General features: G+C 62.2%; 13 protein-coding genes. 6 read left to right on the forward strand and 7 right to left on the reverse strand.

Annotation, left to right across the window (positions count from 1 at the left end):
* Nucleotides 1-74: 74 nt before the first annotated feature.
* From OXH74_RS06900 to rfaH, 6 genes are all read right to left on the reverse strand, one after another.
* Nucleotides 75-800 (reverse strand): tyrosine-protein phosphatase, encoded by a 726-nt coding sequence (locus tag OXH74_RS06900; RefSeq protein WP_375740605.1) that lies wholly within the window; start codon nucleotides 798-800, stop codon nucleotides 75-77.
* A 361-nt stretch (nucleotides 801-1,161) separates the two neighbouring features.
* Nucleotides 1,162-3,402, reverse strand: a complete 2,241-nt coding sequence (locus tag OXH74_RS06905; protein WP_375740606.1) for a GumC family protein — start codon at nucleotides 3,400-3,402, stop codon at nucleotides 1,162-1,164.
* 100 nt (nucleotides 3,403-3,502) lie between these two features.
* Complete coding sequence (locus OXH74_RS06910) at nucleotides 3,503-4,042, reverse strand: polysaccharide biosynthesis/export family protein (RefSeq protein WP_375740607.1); 540 nt, start codon at nucleotides 4,040-4,042, stop codon at nucleotides 3,503-3,505.
* 75 nt (nucleotides 4,043-4,117) lie between these two features.
* A complete protein-coding gene (locus OXH74_RS06915) occupies nucleotides 4,118-5,269 on the reverse strand; it encodes an outer membrane beta-barrel protein (protein WP_375740608.1) in 1,152 nt (383 codons plus the stop codon).
* A gap of 117 nt (nucleotides 5,270-5,386) precedes the next feature.
* A complete protein-coding gene (locus OXH74_RS06920) occupies nucleotides 5,387-6,118 on the reverse strand; it encodes a hypothetical protein (protein WP_375740609.1) in 732 nt (243 codons plus the stop codon).
* A gap of 873 nt (nucleotides 6,119-6,991) precedes the next feature.
* Nucleotides 6,992-7,498: a transcription/translation regulatory transformer protein RfaH gene (gene rfaH, locus OXH74_RS06925; protein WP_375740610.1), complete on the reverse strand. Its 507-nt coding sequence runs from the start codon at nucleotides 7,496-7,498 to the stop codon at nucleotides 6,992-6,994.
* Nucleotides 7,499-7,855: 357 nt separating this feature from the next.
* Here rfaH and rfbB point away from each other — a divergent pair, with 357 nt between their 5' ends.
* From rfbB to OXH74_RS06955, 6 genes are all read left to right on the forward strand, one after another.
* Complete coding sequence (gene rfbB / locus OXH74_RS06930; RefSeq protein ID WP_375740611.1) at nucleotides 7,856-8,920, forward strand: dTDP-glucose 4,6-dehydratase; 1,065 nt, start codon at nucleotides 7,856-7,858, stop codon at nucleotides 8,918-8,920.
* Nucleotides 8,917-9,789 carry a glucose-1-phosphate thymidylyltransferase RfbA gene (rfbA, locus tag OXH74_RS06935; protein WP_375740612.1) on the forward strand — a complete coding sequence of 291 codons (873 nt, stop codon included), beginning with the start codon at nucleotides 8,917-8,919 and terminating at the stop codon, nucleotides 9,787-9,789. The genes rfbB and rfbA overlap by 4 nt, the downstream gene beginning before the upstream one ends.
* A complete protein-coding gene (gene rfbC / locus OXH74_RS06940; protein WP_375740613.1) occupies nucleotides 9,786-10,331 on the forward strand; it encodes a dTDP-4-dehydrorhamnose 3,5-epimerase in 546 nt (181 codons plus the stop codon). Before rfbA ends, rfbC begins: the two co-directional genes overlap by 4 nt.
* Nucleotides 10,328-11,191 carry a dTDP-4-dehydrorhamnose reductase gene (rfbD, locus tag OXH74_RS06945; protein ID WP_375740614.1) on the forward strand — a complete coding sequence of 288 codons (864 nt, stop codon included), beginning with the start codon at nucleotides 10,328-10,330 and terminating at the stop codon, nucleotides 11,189-11,191. Before rfbC ends, rfbD begins: the two co-directional genes overlap by 4 nt.
* Before the next feature lie 207 nt (nucleotides 11,192-11,398).
* Nucleotides 11,399-13,210, forward strand: coding sequence for an ATP-binding protein (locus OXH74_RS06950; RefSeq protein ID WP_375740615.1), 1,812 nt, complete (start codon nucleotides 11,399-11,401; stop codon nucleotides 13,208-13,210).
* The gene (locus tag OXH74_RS06955) at nucleotides 13,207-14,580 is read left to right on the forward strand and encodes a sigma-54 dependent transcriptional regulator (RefSeq protein WP_215372062.1); all 1,374 of its coding nucleotides are present in this window, start codon (nucleotides 13,207-13,209) and stop codon (nucleotides 14,578-14,580) included. Before OXH74_RS06950 ends, OXH74_RS06955 begins: the two co-directional genes overlap by 4 nt.
* A gap of 966 nt (nucleotides 14,581-15,546) precedes the next feature.
* Here the strand turns inward: OXH74_RS06955 and OXH74_RS06960 are convergent.
* On the reverse strand, nucleotides 15,547-19,329 hold the full coding sequence (locus OXH74_RS06960; RefSeq protein ID WP_375740616.1) for an EAL domain-containing protein: 3,783 nt from the start codon (nucleotides 19,327-19,329) through the stop codon (nucleotides 15,547-15,549).
* Nucleotides 19,330-19,350 lie beyond the last annotated feature (21 nt).

Genomic DNA, 19,350 nt, shown 5'->3' on the forward strand with positions numbered 1-19,350 from the left:
GCTCTCACCTCGCGAACTCGCATGCGAGTTCCGGTGCTTCCGGCTGCCTGGCCGGTCGAGCGATTGGCTGGCGCTCATGCGAAATGGCTCTGGGCGATTTCCCAAGGTGTATGCAGAACCAAGGATTCGGCCCTGGCATCACCGACGATACGAACTGCATGCTGCATACCCTCGCTGAGCATGGGCGGGCGATGCTGCAGGTTGTGGGCATCGCTGGCGAGTACGGTGACCACGCCTTGTTCCAACAGGGCGCGGGCAAGTGCCTCGGCGGCGGGGCCAAAGCGGCCGGCCACGGACCCGGCCGTGACTTGGAGCAGACAGCCCAGCTCAAGGAAGGGCTTGAGCCTGGACGGCATGCGCATGAGGTCCTTGTTGCGCTCAGGGTGGGCGATCATCGGCACAATGTTGCGTTGCAGCAGCCAGCTGATCAGACGCTCGGCGCCAAAAGGTATTTCTCCGTGGGGAAATTCGAGCAGCAGGACCTGCTTGCCCTGCCATCGGCCCAGGAAGGGAATTGCCCCTTGGCTGACACCCATCATCAGCTCCATGCCGAAGCGCACTTCCGCGGCTGCAACCACCCGCAGGGGAATGCCCTGCTCCTTCAGCGCAGCATCGAATTGAGCTTTTGCGTCCTGGATGCTGGCCAGTGTGTTGTCGTATCGGCCTGGGTGGATATGCGGCGTGCAGACCAGGTGAGTGATACCGTCCTGAACGGCTATGCGCGCCAGTGCAAGGGAAGCTTCTAGGTCGGGGGCCCCGTCATCGATGCCGGGTAGCAAATGGTTGTGCAAGTCGATCATGGCGGTTGTTGAAACCTTTCATCGAACGGGCAGGAGTGAGTCCTGATCAACCAGGAAACCCGACTCCTTGGCTGGTTTCTCGCGGGCAAGACATTGCCTGCAGCAGAGACTGCTGCTGGATATTCCAGGGTAGGGGTGCGTTGGTAGGCAATACGCTCAACGCGAATCAAAGCCTTAGCGGCTGGACGCCGATAAGGTCATGCTTTGATCTGATTTTCTGGAACCAGGGGGGTGTTTGGCTCTTGCTCGCGAAATCCGCTTACGATTGATTTCGCCCCTACAGGCCCTGGGTCTCGGCGGTCATGTGTCGTCCACAACTCAGTCAGTCAAAGCCTTTGCACTTGCCACAAGGTGACTGCGCTCACACCTGTTTGATATTGCTGTAGCCGTAGTAGTCGTAGTACCCACCGTAGCTGTAGCCGTATCGCTTGGCCTTCTTGATATCTACCTGGTTGAGGACAAAGCCGTTCACCGGGACGTTGTTCTGCAGCAGCTGGCCGACGCCTCTTTCCACCAGCGGAATGGCGGTGGCGGCTGACTTGACCACGTAGATTACGGAGTTGGCGAAGGTGGCCAGGAGCACGGTATCGCTGACCGCCTGTGTCGGTGGCGAGTCGATGATGATGCGCTCGTACTTGCCTCTGAGTACTTCGAAGACCTTTGCAAAGCGTGGCGAGGAGAGCAGTTCGAGCGGATTGGGCGGCACGCTGCCTGCGCCAATGATGTCGATACCATCCACCTGCTTGATGCAGTCTTCCAGCGTGGCAGTGCCGGCGATCAGGTTGGCCAGGCCCGGGGTGCCAACCGGGAACTCGAAACTCCTGGCCAAGCTTGGTCGACGCAGGTCAGCATCGATCAGCAGAACCCTTTCCATCTGCCCCAGAGCGAAGGCCAGGTTGGCCGAGACGGTACTCTTGCCCTCTCCGGGAGCCGAGGAGGTCACGACGATGACCCGATGCGGATTGTCGACTCCAGAGAGCACCACCCCGGTCCGGATGGTCCGAATCGCCTCGGAAAAGCACTTGTCCTGGTCGGCGGCGAACATGCGGGCGAGCTGGCTGCGCGACTTGCGCTTCAGGAGTGGCAGGATGCCAAGCACTGGAATGTTAAGGCGGCTCTCCAACTGCTCAGTGTTCTTGACGGTGTTGTTCAGCTTGTCCAGCAACAGGGTCAGCACGACCCCAAAGCCCAGGGCAATCAAGGCTGCGACGGCGATGATCTGCGTCTTTTTCGGCGCGATCGGGGCGGTAGGCACTGCAGCCAGATCCACCACCCGGGCATTTGCGCTTTCCAGGTCAGAAGTGGCGGTGGTTTCCTTCAGGCGGGTCATGAAGGTGTCGTAGACCGCGCGGTTGGCGTCAACCTCGCGCTGCAGCTCACGCAGCTTGAACTCCTTGCGCGAGATGTTCTGGATCTGCGATTTGTTGGCGTTGAACGAGGCCTGCAACGAGCTCTCGTTGGCTACCGCCAGTTGGTAGTTACGTTCGATGCCGGCCACCACCTGTTCGACCTGACCGCGCAGGCTGGCGGAGGCTGCACTCAGTTCGGAGCGGGCGGCCTCCATGGATGGGTGGCGAGCACCGTAGCGGCGAGACAACTCTTCGACTTTGGCCCTGGCCCTCGCCTCCTCTGCCTTGAACTGCTGGATGAGTGGGTGACCCAGCACCGCCGGTACGCTTGCCAGGCGCTGCCAGCCACTGCTGCGCATGGCCTGGACCTGACGGTATTGGCTTTCGGCTTCGGCACGCTGGCGGCGCGCGTCGATCATGCGGTCGCTGGTGCTGGACAGTTCGGCAGCGCTGATGGTGACCACGCCCTTCACGTCTACCAGGTTCTCCGCTTCCCGGAAGGCCTGCAGCCGGTCTTCCGCGTCCTTGAGCTTGGTGCGCAATTCGCCCAGGCGACTGTTCATCCAGTTGGCGGCTGTCATGGACATTTCCATACGCGCTTCCAGCTGGCTCTCGATAAAGCCGTTGGCCATGGCGTTGGCAGCCAGGGCAGCCGTGTGCGGATCTGACATGTCCACCTGCACCCTGACCAACTGGCTTCTTCCTTGCGGCTCCACGCTAATGCGGTCCATGAAGGCCCTGGTAACCGAATCGAAGATTTGCGCTTCGGTGGGGCCGTCCCCTGCTTCCAGGTCGCCCGGCAGCGTCACAGGTACGACCTTATTGAAATCCAGATGGCCCAGCACACCACGGAAGTCGATCAGGGGTTCAGGCTGCTGCCGAGGGTCGAACTCGGAATGTGTGGTCAGGTTCAGCTGGCGCACCACGCGTTCGGCCAAAGCACGCGACTTCAGTAGCTCGAATTGTGTCTGCAGGTATTCGCTTCCAGCTCCCTCCGCGCCGTAGACTTGCTCGATGGAAAGGACCTTGGCGGTCTTCTCCTCGATTATCAGGGTGGCGGCAGCGCGGTAAATGGGGGTAATGGCGAACACCGCAAGGATCGTGACCATGGTGACCACCAGCACCAGGCTGAGAATGCTCCACTTTCGGTGCCAGACAGTGCGCCACAGTTTGAGCAGGTCAATCTCGTAGTCGACCGCTTCCGGACGTTGGCCAATCAGGCTGCGCTCGATGATATGCGTATTACTTTCCATGAGTGGGACACCCTGAAAAAGTTAACGGCGCTCAGGCATCAGCAGGGCAGGCCGCGTGACGCGGTCCGTTCCCAGGTTTGCCGGGACGATGGCTTGCTCTTTAGAAGAAGCCCTGGTCGATCGTGATGGTGTCGCCAGGCAAGACCAGCGTGTCGAGGGTGGCCGGCTCGGGAGTGCGGCTGGCATCGTGGTCGCGGATGATGGTGATGCGCTTGTCCGAGGCACGCTCGGTGAGTCCGCCGGCAAGAGCGACGGCACGACGCAGGGTCAACCCTGGCTGGAAGGGATAACCACCAGGGGTCTTCACCTCGCCACTGATGAAGAATTCTCGGTACTGCAGGACGCTGACCGATACGCGCGGATCGACCAGGTAGTCGCCCTTGAGCTTGTTGATGATGATCTGCTCGATCTCGGCAGCAGTTTTGCCTTTGGCCTGGACCTCACCAATGAATGGGTAGGAGAAGGTGCCGGCATCGGTCAGGCGGAGTTTTTCGAAACTGAGATCCTTCTCACCGAAGACACTGATGCGGATGACATCTCCAGAAGCGAGCTTGTATTGGGAATTGCCCTCCGCCTGCACGATGCTGCTGTTGAGCAGCAGCATGCCGAGAATCAGTCTGGAAAAGAGTCGAATGATCATTTGGTTCGTTTACTCCTGAAGATATCGAAGTAACGAAAGGGGGCAAGCGCCCCCTGTTTTTCTACGGACGCAAAGTCAGAGACTGCCGGTGAAACGGATCATGTAGATGTTGCGTTCATAGCTTTCGCCAATGGCGGTGGAATCGTCTTCGGCGTATGTGTAGCCGACACCCACATCCAACCAACGGCGCATCTTGTAGGTCAGGCCCAAACCCAGGCTCTTGATCTTGTCGTCACGATCGATGTCCTGGTACTCCTCGTCGGAGTAGCTGTAGCTGACGTCGGAGCTCAAGCGCTCGAGCCAGTCGTGGTTCCAGCTCAAGGTAGCGCTCTGGACCTTGATGGCGGAAGCACCATCGTCACCCTCGTCGATCGCACGACGGGTATTCAGGTTGAACGTCGAGTAGGTGCGCGGCTTCCAGCTGACCCCCACCTCCCACATCGAACCGCTCTGGTCGTCGACGCCGGATTCATCAAAACGCTTTTTCTCGCCACCAAACTTGACGGTGCCGCTGGTCTTTGCGGTGGCGTCCCAGGTCAGACCGCCGAGCAGAGCGATGTTGTTGCTGTTGAGGCGATCGTTCGAAACGTACTCGAAGTCGGTATGGCGTGCCTCGACCAAGGCACGGGTCTTGGGTGCTACACGGTAGTAGAAGGTGCTGCTGAGTTCGGTAGTGTCACGCTCGTTCTCGGCATTGATGTGGTCGGTGTTTCGATAGCGCAGTTCCTCGTAATTGGCACCTAGATCGACCTGTCCACGGGCGGTCTTGGCACCGTAGGTGTACACGCCGCCAATATTGCTGGTGGTGGGCTTGTCGTTCTGGACGTTCTGGTCCTTCGAGTCCGTGTCTTCAACCTGTTGGTAGCCCGCGTTCAACTTAAGATTGTTGCGCGCATCGAACATGAACCCGGCATCTGCAAACAGATAGTGGTCTGTGTTGTCGTCTTTGCGGCTCGAATGAAAAATGTCGCTGCTAGCCTTGTATGTCAGCGCATAAGCACTCTTGCGGCCTTTGGCGCCCAGTACGAAGGTCGGGGCGATCCTGGTTATCCAGGAAGACTCCTCATTCTCTTCAACTGCTCGGAAGTTGTCGTCGTACCACTCGCCCACTTCGAGCGTCGGGGTGAAGGTCAGGCTTTCGGACAGCTTGATATATTGCGGCTCAATTGCCCAAGCATTTGCAGTTAGTGCTGCTGAAATGGCGGCAGCCAGTGAACTTGCTTTCAACCTAATGCACATAGGGGCCCCCAATGATCCTTCTTGTGGCTTTGCTGGCGAAAAATGCAAAACTATGCGGACGCCTAAGGTAACGCATTGGTAGTGTTATAGCTGAGTTTCAGTCGACTAATTTGGGCTGGCAGAGCCACCGCCACCGCTGCTGCTCGGCGAACTGGAGGTGGCGGCAGAACTGGTATCAGCCGAGGTAGCGCTGTTGTCGGCGTCGTTGGTCGCGGCAGTTTGGGCTCGGGCGGCGCTTATGGGAGCGGTATCAGGGCCACCGACGCTGTTAGGCGGGTTGGAGGTGGCAGTCGTGTTGGAGGAGCGGTTTTTGGCCGAGGCAGTGTTATTGCCGGCGGCATTGTTCGCAGCGTCGCTGATCGAGGCGGCGTGGGCTGGAGCGGCCGTTACGGCAGCGGTAATGATGGCCGAGGCCTGGTCTGGAGCAGCGGTCATGGCAGCAGCAGCAATGTCTGGGGCCTGCCCCGGAGCGGCAGCCACGGCTTCGGAAACGATGGCTGGGGCCTGGTCCGGAGCAGCGGTTATGGCAGCGGCAATGATGGCTGAGGCCTGGTCCGGAGCGGCGGTTATGGCAGCAGCAACGATGGCTGCAGCCTGGTCCGGAGCGGCGCCTACTGCAGCGGCAACGATGGTTGTGGCTGCCTCAGAATTTGCGGCAACGATATTGGCGATGGCGTCGGCCAAAGCATCACCATGTGCAGCAGCCACGGTCCTGGCCTGGGCTCCGGTCAGGGCTATGCCTGCAGACTGCAGAGCGGCCAGGGTGGATTGGTCAGCGAAAGCCTGACCAGAAGTCAGCGCTATAGCCAAGGTAAGAACGGAAAGCGCTTTACGCATATCGAACGTCCTCATTGGATACTGCATGGATATCCGTCCCCTCCTGCCTTGAGTAGCGGGCAGTTATCGGATGTTGCGACAACGCTGCTTTTCTCGAAGGCGGTTGTGAACAACCGCGAGCCACCTTCATCGATTTGAGTAGCCAGACACGCTACCGCCCCAAGTTTTTTTCCGCCTTAACCTGAGAGCGGTGGTGCTAGATCCAGATGCATCAGAAGCAAATCCTTACGACCCGGCGGGCCGAATACAGCTCAGCGCACCATGTCGATTGGAAGGATAGTTGCGGGGAGATCACGTGAACTGACGCCTGTATTGCCTCTGAAACCGTCAGTCGGAATTCCCTCTGCTCCTCCTCCCCTCGACTCTTTCATCGGCCCAGGTGTCGTGGAGACCTGCACAACCTGGAACTGAGCCGCATCAGGGGGAGGCTCGAGCAACCCGTGTCATCCCGGTCAACTCAGGATCGAGACGGTCAAAGCCAGCGGCCGAAGATGGTCTGCCCATCGCCGAGGGGGCCGCCCACACGGGTACACCGGCGAGGTCTTCGAGCAGCGAAAAACAGGATCTCCGGCGTCTGAATGCCGCGCAGTACGGGCTTCCGAGTGGATTTGCCAGCCGCATGCAGCTCGGTCTGGCAGCGCTTCTTCAAGGCCAATAGCCTGATCAACAGCATGAGGCGGCAGGGTAGCTGCCAAGACAATGCAGAGGGGGGCGATGCCATCGAGATGCCCATGACTCCGACCACCGCCAGGATGCATTCACCGGTGGCATTTGAGATGCGCTATTTCAAAAGACTGGAGAGTGTCGGGAATAGCCGGAGCGATCCGCCTCACTGTTGACCGCTGGATTGACGCCTGAAAAACGACACGCCCTTCAGAGCTTCCTGACCCCGGTCAACGGCATGAGGAGCTTCTGCTCGCGCTGCAAGAAATTGAGCAGAAGCACGACGCGTGTTTCCCCATCCATGGCCATGAAAATGGCCTCGAGGTCGGCAAATGGCCCCTCATTGATACGAACCCTTTCACCAATCGATAGCAACTCCTCTACGCAAGGCTGATGTTCGCGCTGCTGGAGTTGTTCGATCAGGCCATCACCGAGCACCGCCGGCTGGTTGCCAAAGCTCACGATACGGATCACGCCCCGCGTTGAGCGCAAGGGCCCCCAGTTATCCTCCTGGCTGAGATGGACGAACAGGTAGCCTGGGAAAAGCGATTCTTCCGCGATCTCCCGCCGCCCTTTGACCAGGCGCTCGCGCCTGAATTTGGGGTGATAGCAGACATAGTCCTGACGCCGCAGATTTTCCTCAGCGCGCTCTTCCTGGCGCACCTTGCACTGGACCACGTACCAGGCTCTACCTGCGCTTTCCTTATTGGAGGTCATCCGCAAAAACTCCCCTGCTTATGTTGCGGGCAACAACATCGTGTGTTGCATCCCCTGACGTTAAGAACATAGGGCACACGGCGGGACGATGCCATTCATCTGTCGCTGGAAACGTCACCCGCGCACACCGTCGTGTTTGTCATCCATTCTCAACCCGCCCGCCCCAGGGAAATAGAGCAGTCCTCTGCAGGCCCGCGTCTTGTTGGCGGCGACAGGCCCTGCTGATTCGTCGAGGCTTTCCGTCCAACGAGGGTTCTGCCAGGGGGGTACAATTATTGCAGTCACAGGCCGCTCACGCGCAAGGCTGGATGCTGGTCCACAATCGATGCAGAAAATCTTCAAATTCGGGGAATAGACATGCGAATTCTGGTCACTGGCGGAGCCGGTTTCATTGGCTCGGCACTGATTCGCTACGTGCTCACGAAGACGAGCCACGAAGTGCTCAACCTGGACAAGCTGACGTACGCCGGCAACCTCGAGTCGCTTGAAACCGTGGCGGACAACCCTCGCTATCAGTTCATCCAGGCCGACATCGCCGATAGCAAAGCCGTGGACGCAGCCTTGGCCCGCTTCCAGCCGGACGCGGTGATGCACCTGGCCGCGGAATCCCATGTGGACCGCTCCATCGACGGGCCTGCGGCGTTCATCCAGACCAACATCGTGGGTACCTACAACCTGCTGGAAAGCGTGCGCACCTATTGGCAGGGCCTGGATGAGGCCCGCAAGGCGGCCTTCCGCTTCCATCACATTTCCACCGACGAGGTTTACGGCGACCTGCACGGTGTCGATGACCTGTTCACCGAAACCACGCCCTATGCACCGAGCTCGCCGTACTCGGCCAGCAAGGCGGCTTCCGATCACCTGGTCCGCGCCTGGCACCGCACCTACGGCCTGCCGGTGCTGGTGACCAACTGCTCGAACAATTACGGCCCTTATCACTTCCCCGAGAAGATGATCCCGCTGATGATCCTCAACGCGCTCGAAGGCAAGCCGCTGCCGGTATACGGCGATGGCCAGCAGGTCCGCGACTGGTTGTACGTCGAGGATCATGCACGTGCGCTGCTCGAAGTCGTAAGGCGCGGCAAGGTGGGCGAGACTTACAACATCGGTGGCCACAACGAGCAGAAGAACCTCGATGTAGTGCGCGGCATCTGCGCGCTGCTGGAAGAGTTGGCACCGAACAAGCCCGAAGGCATCCAGCGATTCGAGCAGCTGATTACCTTCGTGAAGGACCGCCCGGGCCATGACCAGCGCTATGCCATCGATGCCGGCAAGATCAAGCGAGAACTGGGTTGGGTCCCGCAGGAAACCTTTGAAACCGGCCTGCGCAAGACCGTGCAGTGGTACCTCGACAACCTCGACTGGTGCCGCCGCGTGCAGGACGGCAGCTATCAACGTGAACGACTGGGAGTCTCGGTATGAAAGGGATCGTCCTTGCCGGGGGCTCAGGCACGCGCCTGCACCCCACCACCCTGGGCGTCTCCAAACAGCTGCTGCCGATCTATGACAAACCGATGATCTATTACCCGCTCTCGGTCCTGATGCTCGCGGGCATCCGCGAGATCCTGGTGATCTCCACCCCGAAGGACTTGCCGCAATACCGCAACCTTCTGGGTGACGGCAGCCAGTTCGGCGTCACATTCAGTTATGCGGTGCAGCCGTCGCCGGATGGTCTGGCGCAGGCATTCCTGATTGGCGAGGACTTCATTGGCGATGACTCGGTGTGCCTGATCCTCGGCGACAATATCTTCCATGGCCAGCACTTCACCGAGCAGCTCAGACGCGCGGCCAGCCAGCCGAGCGGCGCAACCGTTTTCGGCTATTGGGTAAACGACCCGGAACGCTTTGGCGTGATTGAGTTCGACACTGAAGGTCGGGCGGTTTCCATCGAGGAGAAGCCCAAGCAGCCCAAGTCGAGCTACGCCGTCACCGGCCTGTACTTCTATGACAATGACGTGATCGAGATCGCCAAGGCGGTGAAGCCATCATGGCGAGGTGAACTGGAGATCACCGACGTCAACAATGCCTACCTCGCGCGAGGTGACCTGCGTGTCGAGCGTTTTGGCCGAGGCTTCGCCTGGCTGGATACCGGCACCCCTGACAACCTGCTGTTAGCCTCCCAGTATGTGCAGACCATCGAGCAGCGCCAGGGGCTGAAGGTGGCCTGCCTGGAGGAAATAGCATTCCAGGCCGGCTGGATCACCAAGGAGCAGTTGCTGGCCAGGGCTGAGACCTTCGGTAAGACCGGCTACGGTCAGTACCTATTCAAATTGGCGGGAGAACACGTGTGAAGGTAACCGCAACTGCGCTTGCGGACGTATTGATCCTGGAGCCCAGGGTATTCGGCGATGAGCGCGGCTTCTTCTACGAAAGCTTCAATGCACGCGAGTTCGCGCAAGCCACCGGCCTGACGCCGGAGTTCGTACAGGACAACCATTCTCTCTCGCAACGCGGCGTGCTTCGCGGCCTGCACTATCAACTGCAACAGGCCCAGGGCAAGCTGGTGCGTGTCGTCCAAGGTGAGGTTTTCGATGTGGCGGTGGATATCCGCCGCAATTCGCCGACCTTTGGCCGTTGGGTCGGGGCCTATCTGTCCGCCGAGAACAAGCACCAGATGTGGGTCCCCGAAGGCTACGCGCATGGCTTCCTGGTGCTCAGCGAGACGGCTGAGGTGCTGTACAAGGCCACTGATTACTACGCGCCGCAACATGAACGTTGCATCCGTTGGGACGATCCCGAACTGGCCATCGATTGGCCGCTGGCAGCTCCTCCCGTGCTTTCTGCAAAAGATCGCGTCGGTACCGACTTCAAGGGCGCGGACGTATACCCATGAAAATTCTGGTCACTGGCTACAGTGGTCAGGTTGCCTGCGAGCTGCAGATGAGCCTGGCCGATGCCGGCGAAGTCATGGCCCTGGGGCGCGATCGACTCGACCTGGCAAAGCCCGACGAGATTCGCCAGCACGTCCGCGCTCTGACCCCAGACCTGATCATCAATGCCGCCGCCCATACGGCCGTCGACCTGGCAGAGACCGAGCCGGACGTTGCCTTCGCGATCAACGCGACAGCACCCGGCGTGCTGGCCGAGGAAGCGGCGGTCCTGGGCGTTCCGCTGATCCACTACTCCACGGACTACGTCTTCGATGGCGAGAAAGACGGCGCCTATACCGAGGACGATATTCCCAACCCGCTTGGCGTCTATGGCCGCAGCAAGTTGGCCGGGGAGCAGGCGATTCAGGCGGTGGGTGGCGAGCATCTGATCCTGCGCACCAGCTGGGTCTATTCGCTGCATGGGCGCAACTTCCTGCTGACCATGCAGAGGCTGCTGCAAGAGCGCGACGAGCTGCGCGTGGTGAGCGATCAAATCGGCGCGCCGACCTGGGCTGGCAGCATCGCCCAGGCAACGGCGCAACTGGTGCGCCAATGGCAAGCCGGCACGCGTGCATGGGGGGTCTATCACTTCACCGCCCAGGGCGAGACTTCGTGGTTCGGTTTCGCCAGCGCCATCGCCGACCACTTGCGCGCCGAGGGCAAACCCTGCGCGCGACTGCTGCCGATTCCGTCCAGCGAATACCCGACGCCGGCCCGACGTCCGCTGAACTCGCGACTGGATTGCAGCAAGCTGGCGCGGGATTGGCAGGTCCGCCTGCCGGATTGGCGCGACGGCCTGGAGGCGTGCCTCAAGCAGGGTTGAGCGACTTCGCCGGCACCTGGACACTCGCGGGCAAGCTCTCTCCTACATCAAGTTCGGCCTTCTCCTGTAGGAGCCAGCTTGCTGGCGAATGCCACATTTTCACGAGCAAATGCCCGGTGCCCCCCTCACGTACGCTCATTCACCAGACAGGCTCACCGGGCCAGCTGATGCCATAATGCGCCTCATCGCCAGGTGCATTGAGTCCGCATGACAGCCACTCCCCTCCCCCATCGCCCCCGCTGGCGCAGCCTTGTGCTGCTGGCGCTGCTGCTGGCCCCGTTGCTGTGGCCGGTGCAGTACCTGAGCGAGCGCTACTACAGCCAGTCTTTGGCGGAACAGAATCGCCAGACCCTCGACCTCTACGTGGCCAACCTGCTGGGCACCTTGCACCGCTATGAGGTGTTGCCACCGATCATGGCCGACCTGCCGCCGCTCAGGTCGCTGCTCGCCGCGCCGGACGATGACTCTCTGCAGGACGAGGCCAACAGACTGCTGGCCGAGGTTCGCCAGGAAACCGGCGCGGATGTGATCTACCTGATGAGCCCGCAGGGCAAGACGCTCAGCTCATCCAACTGGGACCAACCCGACAGCTTCGTGGGCCGCAATTTCACCTTCCGCCCGTACTTCCGCGAAGCCTTGGCCGGCAAACAGGGGCGGTTCTTTGGCCTTGGCACCACGTCGCGCAAGCGCGGCTACTTCTTCGCCAGCCCGGTTCGCGAGGGTGCGAAGATCATCGGCATCCTGGTGGTGAAGGTGGACCTGGACGACGCCGAGACGCTGTGGGGGAAAACGCCGGAACAACTGATGGTGACTGACGCCAATGGCGTGGTGATCATCTCTTCCCGCAGCGATTGGCGCTTCCGGGCCACCCGGCCACTGGACAATGCCGAGCGTGCGGCCATCGCCGCCAACCAGCCATACCCGACCCAGGCCCCGGCCCCGCTTGAACTGGATGACAACGCCTGGCTCACCCAGAGTCGCGAGCTTAACCAAACCGGGCTGACCGCCAGCATCCTCACCCCGCGCCAGCTCATCGATCGCCAGGTCAGCACTACGGTCGCCATCGCTGGCGCCACCCTGCTGGCCCTGCTGCTGCTGCTCGGGCTGCTGATGCAGCGACGTCGGCACTACCTGGACCGTATCGCCCTGGATGCCAGTGCCCGGCGGGAGCTGGAAATGCGTGTGCTGGAACGCACCCGTGACCTGGAAGCGCTCAACAGCCGCCTCAAGGAGGAAGTGCTGGAGCGCGAACACGCCCAGCAGGAGCTGGTCAGTGCCCAGGATGAGCTGGTCCAGGCCAGCAAACTCTCGGCCCTGGGCACCATGTCCGCCAGCATCAGCCACGAGCTCAACCAACCCCTGGCCGCCATCCGCAGCTACGCCGACAACGCGGGTGTGCTGCTCGACCATCAGCGGTTCGACGATGCGCGTGGCAACCTCAAGCAGATCAGTGAATTGACCGGTCGCATGGCCTCGATCATCGCCCATCTGCGTGCATTTGCCCGGCGTGATCGCCATGCCCCCGAGAGCGTGGCCCTGCAGCCCGCCTTGGACGACGCCCTGGCGCTGGTCGCCAAACGTCGCCGCGCCATGGAGGTGGAACTGATCCGCGACCTGCCGGATGCTCCAATCTGGGTCCAGGCCGGCGAAACCCGCCTGCGCCAGGTCCTTGGCAACCTGCTCGCCAACGCCCTCGACGCCTTGGCAGAGAAGCCGCACCCCCGACGCATCTGGCTCAGCACCGAAACCACCGCCGAGGGAATCGAGCTGCATCTGCGCGACAATGGCCCAGGCTTCTCCGAAGACGCCCTGCGCCGTGCACGCGAGCCTTTCTTCACCACCAAGACCAGCACCCAGGGACTTGGCCTGGGACTGGCGATTTGCGATAGCCTGATGCGCGCGCTGGGCGGCGAGCTGGTCTTTGCCAACCACCCTGACGGGGGCGCCCTGCTGACCCTGCGCATGCGTAACGCCGCCCCTGGTGTCACCTCCCTGCCTCTCGAGGATTCCCCTGCATGACCGCCACGCTAGACGCCCACACCCAGGTGCTGCTGATCGACGACGACCCGCACCTGCGCCAAGCCCTCAGCCAGACCCTCGACCTGGCCGGCCTCAAGGTGAAGGCCATGGGCGAAGCGCGTGGCGTGGCGGAGATGATCGACAAAGACTGGCCCGGCGTGGTGGTCAGCGATATCCGCATGCCCGGCATCGACGGCCTCGAACTGCTGGCCCAACTGCGCCAGCGTGACCCCGACCTCCCCGTGCTGCTGATCACCGGCCACGGTGACGTGCCCCTCGCCGTCCAGGCCATGCGTGCCGGTGCCTACGACTTTCTGGAAAAGCCCTTCCCCAGCGACCAGTTGGCGGACAGCGTGCGCCGTGCCCTCGATCTGCGCCGCCTGGTGCTGGAAAACCGCAGCCTGCGCCTGGCCCTGTCCGACCGCCAGCAACTCAGCGGGCGGCTGGTCGGCCAATCGCCCGCCATGCAGCGTTTGCGCGAGCAGATCGGCGCGCTTGCGGCGACCAACGCTGACGTGCTGATCCTCGGCGAAACCGGTGCCGGCAAGGAAGTGGTGGCGCGCGCGCTGCACGATCTGTCGGCCCGTCGCGATGGCCCGTTCGTCGCGATCAACGCCGGAGCGCTGGCGGAGTCCGTGGTGGAAAGCGAGCTGTTCGGCCATGAACAAGGCGCTTTCACGGGGGCGCAGAAGCGGCGTATCGGCAAGTTCGAGTTCGCCAATGGCGGCACCGTGTTCCTCGACGAAATCGAAAGCATGAGCCTGGACGTCCAGGTGAAACTGCTGCGCCTGCTGCAGGAGCGGGTGGTAGAGCGCCTTGGCGCCAACCAGCTGATCCCGCTGGATATCCGCATCATCGCCGCCACCAAGGAAGACCTGCGCCAGGCCGCGGACCAGGGCCGCTTCCGCGCTGACCTTTACTACCGCCTGAACGTCGCCAGCCTGCGCATTCCGCCGCTGCGCGAGCGTGGCGAGGATGCCCTGGTGCTGTTCCAGCATTTCGCCGACGCCGCCAGCAACCGCCATCGCATGGCACCGCGCAGCCTGGACAGCAGCCAGCGCGCCTTGCTGCTGACCCACAACTGGCCGGGCAATGTGCGCGAACTGCAGAATGCTGCAGAACGCTTTGCCCTCGGCCTGGACCTGGCACTCGACAACACGCCGCCGGAACTGCCGAAGACCGAAGGCGGCCTTAGTGAGCAAGTGGAGGCGTTCGAGCGTGCCCTGATTGCCGCAGAGCTGACCCGTCCTCACAGCTCGCTGCGCAGCGTGGCCGAGGCCCTTGGCCTGCCGCGCAAGACGCTGTCGGACAAGCTGCGGAAGCACAACCTCAGCTTCAGTGGCGGAAATCCCGCAGAAGAGCAGGACTGATCGGCAGGTTTTCGCTCATCGAGCGTCGAGCAATCGGCGCAAAGCCTCAAGGCAGAGCGCTCCGCCCGGCTGGCATGGCGCTTGCTCTTACCTTTGCACTCAATGCGTGCGTGCATTGTTTATGAGGCCTTGGGCGCTTGCCCCGGCCTCCCCTGGCTGCGCCACAAGCGTCTGCCGGGGTTTTTCTCTCGTGCAGCAGCCATTGCTGCCGCCTCCGGCTTTAGAGCCCAAGGCAACACCCGGCCACCCGCCAGGTGCGTGAACCCAGCCCGGCCCCTCTGAGGCCGGGCTTTTTTTCGTCCGCGGGTCCCCCGGGGGGAAATACCCTGGCGAAATACGCTGGAGTTCCAGCCCACCATCCCTCACCCCAACCCTCTCCCAGAGGGAGAGGGGGCTGACCTGAGGCGGTCAAGTGTTGCAACTGGCTGCATGCCCTGTAGGAGCGAGCTTGCTCGCGAATCGCGACCTTTTCGCAAGCAAGAACTCGGCGCCCCCGCTCTTACAAGGGGTGGCCTATTCCTTGCGGCTGCCGGTCTCTTTTCGGGCTTCGCTCTGCACCAACGGTGACAAACCGGGCTTTGGCCTAATGCTGTTCACTTAGGCATTGGCGGCAGCGCATATGAGGTGGGGCGTGACCGGCCTTCGGAGCAGTCTGCCACCTCGTAGCCCGGATGAATCCGGGTGCAGCGGTTGGACTTTTCCCGGATTTCATCCGGGCTACCAAGCTGAAGGCCCCGTAGGAACGAGCTCTGCTCGCGAAGGAGGCGGGTTCGCGAGCAGAGCTCGCTCCTACGAAAGATACCTGCCCAACAGAAACAACTTCGTGATGGTGTAAAACCAAAAACGCCGCCCTCCTGCTGAAGGAAAAGCGGCGTTTTTTCTCATGTGAACAGCATTAGGGCTTTGACCCGCTTTCACGGATGAGTCCGTTCAACCCATCCTGCCGGGCGCCTGGGAGAAGGCGACTCAAAGGCTTCCCTCAACGGCCTGACTCGCCTGCCGCTCACGTAGCCAACCCATGAACCTCGCCTCGTCCAGCGGGCGGCTGAAGAAGTACCCCTGCCCCGATTCGCAGCCCCGCTGGTTCAGCATCGTCAGTTGCTCCGCGTTCTCGATGCCCTCGGCAATGCACTCCAACCCCAGGTTGCGGCCGATGGCGATAATGGTCTCCACCAGGGCCACATCGCTGGCATCGCTCGCCAGGCCATCGACGAAGCTGCGGTCTATCTTCAGGCGGTCCAGAGGCAGCCGCTTGAGGTAGGTCAGCGAGGAATAGCCTGTGCCGAAGTCGTCGATGGCGAAGCGTACGCCCAGGACCTTGAGCGCCTGCATGGCAAGGATGCACTGTTCCACATCCTCCAGCAGGCTACCTTCGGTTATCTCCAGCTCCAGCCGGCCCGGGGGCACGCCATGGCGGCGTAGCGCGTTGCTGATGCGTTCGACGAAGCCTGCCTTGCGCAGCTCCCGGGGGCTGACGTTGATCGCCAGTACCAGCCACGGCCAGTCGGCCTGCCAGCGAGCGAGGCTGGCACAGGCATGCTCCAGCAGCCAGTCACCGAGTTCGACGATCAGGCCGGTTTCCTCCGCCAGGGGGATGAACTGCGCGGGCGGCACATCACCGCGCGTGGGATGGCGCCAGCGCAGCAGGGCCTCGGCCCCGAGTACGCGGCCGTCCGCCAGCGCCAGCTGCGGCTGGAACGCCAGGCTGAGCTGGTCGCGGTCGATGGCCTGGCGCAGGTCGCTCTGCATTTGCAGACGATGGTCGATGGCGGCCTGCATTTCCGGAGCGAAGAAGTGCAGCGCGTTGCGCCCGATCTGCTTGGCCCGGTACATGGCGGTATCGGCCTGTTTCAGGACGTCGGCGGCGACCTGTCCGTGGAACGGGTGCAGGGCGATGCCAATGCTCGCACTGACGGTGAGCTGGTGATTTCCAAGTTCATAGCTGCCGTGCAGGCTGTGCAGGAGTTTCTCGCCCACTTCAGCGGCGAGTTTGCCGGCGTTTTCAGGGCTGTCCGCCATGGCTTCGAGCAGTACCACAAACTCATCGCCACCCAGGCGGGCCAAGGTGTCTTCGCTACGCAGGCAACCTGCGAGGCGCGTCGTGACCTCTCGCAGCAGGGCATCGCCCACCGGGTGGCCAAGGCTGTCATTGACGGTCTTGAAGTGGTCGAGGTCGATGAACAGCAAGGCGCCGTAGCGCTGCTCGCGGGTTTCCCGAGCCATGGCGTGCTGCAAGCGATCCAGGAGCAGACGACGGTTCGGCAAGCCGGTGAGTTCGTCACTGTAGGCCAGGCGCTCGATCTCCCGCTGGTAGCGCTGGCGCTCGGAAATATCGGTGATGCTCAATCGAATCAGCGGCCGGCCGCCTCCCGGCAGGCGCACCAAGCGTACCTCGCAGGGCCGCACGCGCCCGGCAACGTCGCGCATCAACCAGTCGAAGGTCGGTGTATCCCCATTGAGTGCGGCGGCGGCGTAGGCGCGGCCGACCTCATTGGAGGATCGCCCGTCCGCCTGCAAGGCCGGGCTGAAGCTGGTTGGCATGCGGCCGATCAGCTTCTCGCGGGGCATGCCGAACAGGCGTGCGGCGTTTTCGTTGGCCTCGACTATGCCTTGCTGCAGGTCGAAGACCAGGATGGCCTCGGGCGCGTGTTCCACCAGGGTGCGATAGCGTGCCTCGGCCTCGCGCCGCGCGCTGATGTCCTCGACCAATGCCAGCAATGCGTAGAGCTGCCCGTCCAGGTCGCGCACACCGCGGATGTTGACCCGCGTATGCACCACGCTACCGTTGGGGCGCAGGAAGCGCTTCTCCATTTCGTAGCCGTCACGCCGGGCGCTGCGGACCTCTTCGAGCAAGCCAAGCTCGGCCGCGCGGTCGTCCGGCAGCGTCATGCCCATCCAGTCTTCACCACGCAGCTCTTCGCGCGACCGCCCGAGGATGCTGCACAGCTTGAAGTTGGCCTCCTCCCAACGTTGGTCCGGTGAGCAGAGCGCCATACCGATCAACGGCGCCTCGAAGAACAGGTGCAGGTGCTTGTCACGCTCGTGCTGCAGGCGCTCGGCACGTTTCTGCGACGTCAGGTCGAGCATTGCCCCGTAGATGCGTATGACCTGATCACCGTCGTGCTCGGCCAGTCCCTTGATCCGCAACCAGCGCGAGCTGCCCCTGGCGCTCGGCATGCGTACCTCCACGTCGAAGGGCTCGGCGGTACGCAGGGTGTGCTCCAGGGTTTGCTCGAGCAAGCTGCGGCTGGCGGGGTCGAAGACGCTCATCATCTGGTCCAGCGAGGGCACGGCACTGCCCGGCTCCAATTCGTAGAGGCGGAAGCTGCCTTCGCTCCAGGACATCTTCAGGCTGGCCACATCCAACACCCAGCTGCCGATGTCGGCAATCGCCTCGGTCTGGTTAAGCAGATGGGTCTGACGCAACAGTTCCTCGCGTCGCGTGTCCAGCTCCTCCGCCAGCATCTCGCGGGAGCTGACGTCGTGCTGCAGGGCAACGAAGTGGCTGATGCCCCGCTCGTCGCGCATTGGCGCCAGGGTGATTTCGTTCCAGAACAGCCCGCCGTCCTTGCGGTAGTTGCGCAGCACCAGATGACAGGATTGTCCACGCTCCAGGGCTGCCTGCAGACGCGGCAGCTCGGCCTGGTTGCGGTCGTGGTGCAAAAGGAAACGCCAGTTATTGCCCAGCGCTTCCTCACGGGAGTAGCCGCTCATGACTTCGAAGGCCGGGTTGCAGTAGATCAGTGGCTGGTCCGCCTGCCGTGCATCGGCGATGGTCACCGCAAGGGGGCTGGCCTGCAGCGCCAGGTTGCTGAGGGCCAACTCCCGCTGCATCTCGTCGCGGCGGCTGAGGGCCAGGCGAAGGTCGCTGAGACTACGGCCCACCAGCAAGGCCGAGAGCATCAGCAGAAGCACACTAAAATACAGCTCGACGCTCCATTGCTGCTCCGAACCGTCGGCCACCCCGCTCAGCTGCCGCAGGGTCGGCATGGCCAGTACGGTGAGGGCGGTCAGTCCGCCGCCACAGAGCGCGCCGGGAAACCCCCAGCCCAGGGCCAGGCCGATCATCACCAGGCCAATGGGCGGCAGAATGAGCATCGGCGGGACCACCGACAGCAACCAGGGGATGAATATCACCAACGTCAGGAGCAGGTACCAGGGCGGCAACTTGTGCATCGAGTCCGGCAAGGCCACGCCGGTATCGATGCCCCAGCCCCGCCGTCCAAGCCAGGGTGTGAGATAGGTCAGCAACGGCAGGCTCACCACCAGGGCGGTCATGCAAGCACTCAGCCATGCCAGCAGGGCAGTGTCGGCCAAGCCGTTTGCAGGCGTCGCCCCGCTCATCATCAGGGCCGCCAGTTCACCAAAAACCAGCAGACTCGCAGGCAACAGGACGCCCTGCAGCATGAAACGCAAGAGCTGAGCAAAATCCTGCAGGGCAACGGAGCTGCCGTTACGTCGCAGCAGCCACCAGGCCAGCGCCACACTGAGCGTTTCGGGGGCGGCATAGAGCGGTGCCCAGGGCCAGTCCAGATCCCAGAGCGATGCGCTGAGCAAGGCGTTCAGATAGATCGCCGGGAAGACCCGCTCACCCCACCACAGGCAAAACACCAGGCCGAGCGCGAACGGCAGGTACCAGGCGGTACCTCCTGCAGCTTGAGTGCCCAACGATAGCCAGGTTGCCAGGTACAGGAGTGGGAGCGGCAACCACCAGGTCCAGTGGGGTAGTCGGTGGGGGACTGCGGGCATGCTGACCTCATGTCAATGCGC

This window comes from Metapseudomonas boanensis (assembly GCF_042232855.1).
GTDB lineage: Bacteria > Pseudomonadota > Gammaproteobacteria > Pseudomonadales > Pseudomonadaceae > Metapseudomonas > Metapseudomonas boanensis.